We start from the raw sequence: 5,185 nt of genomic DNA, 5'->3' as shown, positions 1-5,185 counted from the left end.
CGGCTTTCGGGTCGGAGAGATGTCTTATTTGCTAGAGGTCAAACTTGACTCTCCTTCTCTTCGGGGTTGGGGGTCGTAATTTTTTTACGGAGAGTTTGATCCTGGCTCAGGACGAACGCTGGCGGCGTGCTTAACACATGCAAGTCGAACGATGAAGCCCAGCTTGCTGGGTGGATTAGTGGCGAACGGGTGAGTAACACGTGAGTAACCTGCCCTTGACTCTGGGATAAGCGCTGGAAACGGCGTCTAATACCGGATACGACCTGCCCCGGCATCGGGTGCGGGTGGAAAGTTTTTCGGTCAAGGATGGACTCGCGGCCTATCAGCTAGTTGGTGAGGTAATGGCTCACCAAGGCGACGACGGGTAGCCGGCCTGAGAGGGTGACCGGCCACACTGGGACTGAGACACGGCCCAGACTCCTACGGGAGGCAGCAGTGGGGAATATTGCACAATGGGCGAAAGCCTGATGCAGCAACGCCGCGTGGGGGATGACGGCCTTCGGGTTGTAAACCTCTTTTAGTAGGGAAGAAGGGCTTCGGCTTGACGGTACCTGCAGAAAAAGCACCGGCTAACTACGTGCCAGCAGCCGCGGTAATACGTAGGGTGCAAGCGTTGTCCGGAATTATTGGGCGTAAAGAGCTCGTAGGCGGTTTGTCGCGTCTGCTGTGAAAACCCGAGGCTCAACCTCGGGCCTGCAGTGGGTACGGGCAGACTAGAGTGCGGTAGGGGAGAATGGAATTCCTGGTGTAGCGGTGGAATGCGCAGATATCAGGAGGAACACCGATGGCGAAGGCAGTTCTCTGGGCCGTTACTGACGCTGAGGAGCGAAAGCGTGGGGAGCGAACAGGATTAGATACCCTGGTAGTCCACGCCGTAAACGTTGGGAACTAGATGTGGGGACCTTTCCACGGTCTCCGTGTCGCAGCTAACGCATTAAGTTCCCCGCCTGGGGAGTACGGCCGCAAGGCTAAAACTCAAAGGAATTGACGGGGGCCCGCACAAGCGGCGGAGCATGCGGATTAATTCGATGCAACGCGAAGAACCTTACCAAGGCTTGACATATACCGGAAACTTCCAGAAATGGTTGCCCCGCAAGGTCGGTATACAGGTGGTGCATGGTTGTCGTCAGCTCGTGTCGTGAGATGTTGGGTTAAGTCCCGCAACGAGCGCAACCCTCGTTCTATGTTGCCAGCACGTCATGGTGGGAACTCATAGGAGACTGCCGGGGTCAACTCGGAGGAAGGTGGGGATGACGTCAAATCATCATGCCCCTTATGTCTTGGGCTTCACGCATGCTACAATGGCCGGTACAAAGGGCTGCGATACCGTAAGGTGGAGCGAATCCCAAAAAGCCGGTCTCAGTTCGGATTGAGGTCTGCAACTCGACCTCATGAAGTCGGAGTCGCTAGTAATCGCAGATCAGCAACGCTGCGGTGAATACGTTCCCGGGCCTTGTACACACCGCCCGTCAAGTCATGAAAGTCGGTAACACCCGAAGCCAGTGGCCTAACCGCAAGGAGGGAGCTGTCGAAGGTGGGATCGGTGATTAGGACTAAGTCGTAACAAGGTAGCCGTACCGGAAGGTGCGGCTGGATCACCTCCTTTCTAAGGAGCATCTGGACACCGCAGGGTGTTCCAGGCGCCAGATCAAAGCGAATGTCTTTGCTGGTAGCTCATGGGTGGAACATTGAACTAGGTGCTCGGTGAGATCGTCTCGCGTCAGTACAGCCTTCGGGTTGGGAACGCGTCGGGGCGGTGGAGTCGGGTACATGCACGCTGTTGGGTCCTGAGGGACCGGGCCGGCTGCCTTCGGGTGGCGGGGTCGACTCTCCGGATCTTTTTCTCACGCCTGGGTGTGTGGGAGAGGGATACCGCCCGTATTTTGAGAACTACACAGTGGACGCGAGCATCTTAGATTCACGGCTTCGGTCGTGGATCGACAAGATTCGCATGGCGCGGCTTTCGGGCTGCGGTCATGCAAATCATTGGATCTGCAACTTTTCGAGTTGTAGTTTCTTAACTCATGTGATTAGCAAGTTCATAAGAGCAAACGGTGAATGCCTTGGCATCTGGAGCCGAAGAAGGACGTCGTAATCTGCGATAAGCCTCGGGGAGCTGATAAACGAGCTGTGATCCGAGGATTTCCGAATGGGGAAACCCCGCCAGGCCCCTTGTGGTGACCTGGTGACTCCCGCCTGAATATATAGGGCGGGTAGAGGGAACGTGGGGAAGTGAAACATCTCAGTACCCACAGGAAGAGAAAACAACAGTGATTCCGTCAGTAGTGGCGAGCGAACGCGGAAGAGGCTAAACCGAGTCATGTGTGATACCCGGCAGGGGTTGCATGGCCGGGGTTGTGGGACTTTTCGTTCCGGTCTGCCGGCCGGTGAACGTTACAGCGCATCATAGACGAACAGGTTTGAACGCCTGGCCAGAGCGGGTGCGAGCCCCGTAGTCGAAATGGTGTTATGGCGTGAAGAGTATCCCAAGTAGCACGGGGCCCGAGAAATCCCGTGTGAATCTGTCAGGACCACCTGATAAGCCTAAATACTCCCAGATGACCGATAGCGGACAAGTACCGTGAGGGAAAGGTGAAAAGTACCCCGGGAGGGGAGTGAAATAGTACCTGAAACCGTTTGCTTACAAACCGTCGGAGCCTCCTTGTAGGGGTGACGGCGTGCCTTTTGAAGAATGAGCCTGCGAGTTAGTGCTCTGTGGCGAGGTTAACCCGTGTGGGGCAGCCGTAGCGAAAGCGAGTCCGAATAGGGCGATTCAGTCGCAGGGTCTAGACCCGAAGCGAAGTGATCTATCCATGGCCAGGTTGAAGCGACGGTAAGACGTCGTGGAGGACCGAACCCACTTCAGTTGAAAATGGAGGGGATGAGCTGTGGATAGGGGTGAAAGGCCAATCAAACTTCGTGATAGCTGGTTCTCTCCGAAATGCATTTAGGTGCAGCGTTGCGTGTTTCTTGCCGGAGGTAGAGCTACTGGATGGCCGATGGGGCCCAAAAGCTTACTGACGTCAGCCAAACTCCGAATGCCGGTAAGTGAGAGCGCAGCAGTGAGACTGTGGGGGATAAGCTTCATAGTCGAGAGGGAAACAACCCAGACCACCAACTAAGGTCCCTAAGCGCGTGCTAAGTGGGAAAGGATGTGGAGTTGCACAGACAACCAGGAGGTTGGCTTAGAAGCAGCCACCCTTGAAAGAGTGCGTAATAGCTCACTGGTCAAGTGATTCCGCGCCGACAATGTAACGGGGCTCAAGCACGCCACCGAAGTTGTGGCATTGACATTAGTGGTAGGCCTTCGTGGTCCAGCCGTGTTGATGGGTAGGAGAGCGTCGTGTGGCGAGTGAAGCGGCGGTGTGAACCAGCCGTGGATGCCACACGAGTGAGAATGCAGGCATGAGTAGCGAAAGACGGGTGAGAAACCCGTCCTCCGGAAGACCAAGGGTTCCAGGGTCAAGCTAATCTTCCCTGGGTAAGTCGGGACCTAAGGCGAGGCCGACAGGCGTAGTCGATGGACAACGGGTTGATATTCCCGTACCGGCGAAGAACCGCCCAAGACAATCCAGTAGTGCTAAGTATCTGAATCCCTTTGATGGATCCCTTCGGGGTGAAGCGTTGGGCCTAGCGTACGACCCCGTGCTGGTGCGTTTAGCGTATTAACAGGTGTGACGCAGGAAGGTAGCCGAGCCGGGCGATGGTTGTCCCGGTCTAAGGATGTAGGGCGAACGATAGGCAAATCCGTCGTTCATGTAGCCTGAGATCTGATGGGTAGACGCAAGTCGAAATCGGTGATCCTATGCTGCCAAGAAAAGCATCGACGCGAGGTTCTAGCTGCCCGTACCCCAAACCGACTCAGGTGGTCAGGTAGAGAATACTAAGGAGATCGAGAGAATCGTGGTTAAGGAACTCGGCAAAATGCCCCCGTAACTTCGGGAGAAGGGGGGCCTGAGGCGTGAACGGACTTGCTCCGGGAGCGTTCGATGGCCGCAGAGACCAGTGGGAAGCGACTGTTTACTAAAAACACAGGTCCGTGCTAAGTCGCAAGACGATGTATACGGACTGACGCCTGCCCGGTGCTGGAAGGTTAAGAGGAACGGTTAGCCGCAAGGCGAAGCTGAGAATTTAAGCCCCAGTAAACGGCGGTGGTAACTATAACCATCCTAAGGTAGCGAAATTCCTTGTCGGGTAAGTTCCGACCTGCACGAATGGCGTAACGACTTCCCAGCTGTCTCAACCGCGAACTCGGCGAAATTGCATTACGAGTAAAGATGCTCGTTACGCGCAGCAGGACGGAAAGACCCCGTGACCTTTACTATAGTTTGGTATTGGTGTTCGGTGTGGCTTGTGTAGGATAGGTGGGAGACGTTGAAGCGGGCACGCTAGTGTTCGTGGAGTCATTGTTGAAATACCACTCTGGTCACTCTGGATATCTAACTTCGGACCCTAATCGGGTTCAGGGACAGTGCCTGATGGGTAGTTTAACTGGGGCGGTTGCCTCCCAAAGAGTAACGGAGGCGCCCAAAGGTTCCCTCAACCTGGTTGGCAATCAGGTGGCGAGTGTAAGTGCACAAGGGAGCTTGACTGTGAGACTGACAAGTCGAGCAGGGACGAAAGTCGGGACTAGTGATCCGGCAGTGGCTTGTGGAAGCGCTGTCGCTCAACGGATAAAAGGTACCTCGGGGATAACAGGCTGATCTTGCCCAAGAGTCCATATCGACGGCATGGTTTGGCACCTCGATGTCGGCTCGTCGCATCCTGGGGCTGGAGTAGGTCCCAAGGGTTGGGCTGTTCGCCCATTAAAGCGGTACGCGAGCTGGGTTTAGAACGTCGTGAGACAGTTCGGTCCCTATCCGCTGCGCGCGCAGGAAATTTGAGAAGATCTATCCCTAGTACGAGAGGACCGGGATGGACGAACCTCTGGTGTGTCAGTTGTTCCGCCAGGAGCACCGCTGATTAGCTACGTTCGGAACGGATAACCGCTGAAAGCATCTAAGCGGGAAGCCGGCTTCGAGATGAGATTTCCATCCCTTCGGGGGAGAGGCTCCCAGCCAGACGACTGGGTTGATAGGCCGGATGTGGAAGACAGGACTAAAGACTGTCGGAGCTGACCGGTACTAATAAGCCGATAACTTGATAATCACTACACTCATACCGTTGTAAAGGCTGGTAGGAGTGG

Annotated in this window: 2 rRNA genes; both read left to right on the top strand. The window is 55.4% G+C overall.

Going from position 1 to position 5,185, the window contains the following annotated elements:
• Window positions 1-83: 83 nt before the first annotated feature.
• Window positions 84-1,606: ribosomal RNA gene (locus C5C37_RS16875) — 16S ribosomal RNA — on the top strand.
• 425 nt (window positions 1,607-2,031) lie between these two features.
• Window positions 2,032-5,147, top strand: a 23S ribosomal RNA gene (locus tag C5C37_RS16870).
• The 16S and 23S rRNA genes sit together here, the layout of an rRNA operon.
• Window positions 5,148-5,185 lie beyond the last annotated feature (38 nt).

The organism is Rathayibacter sp. AY1F9 (assembly GCF_002932155.1).
Lineage (GTDB): Bacteria > Actinomycetota > Actinomycetes > Actinomycetales > Microbacteriaceae > Rathayibacter.
The sequence above is the reverse complement of the archived record's forward strand: the minus strand, read 5'-3'. Positions and strand labels throughout refer to the sequence as shown.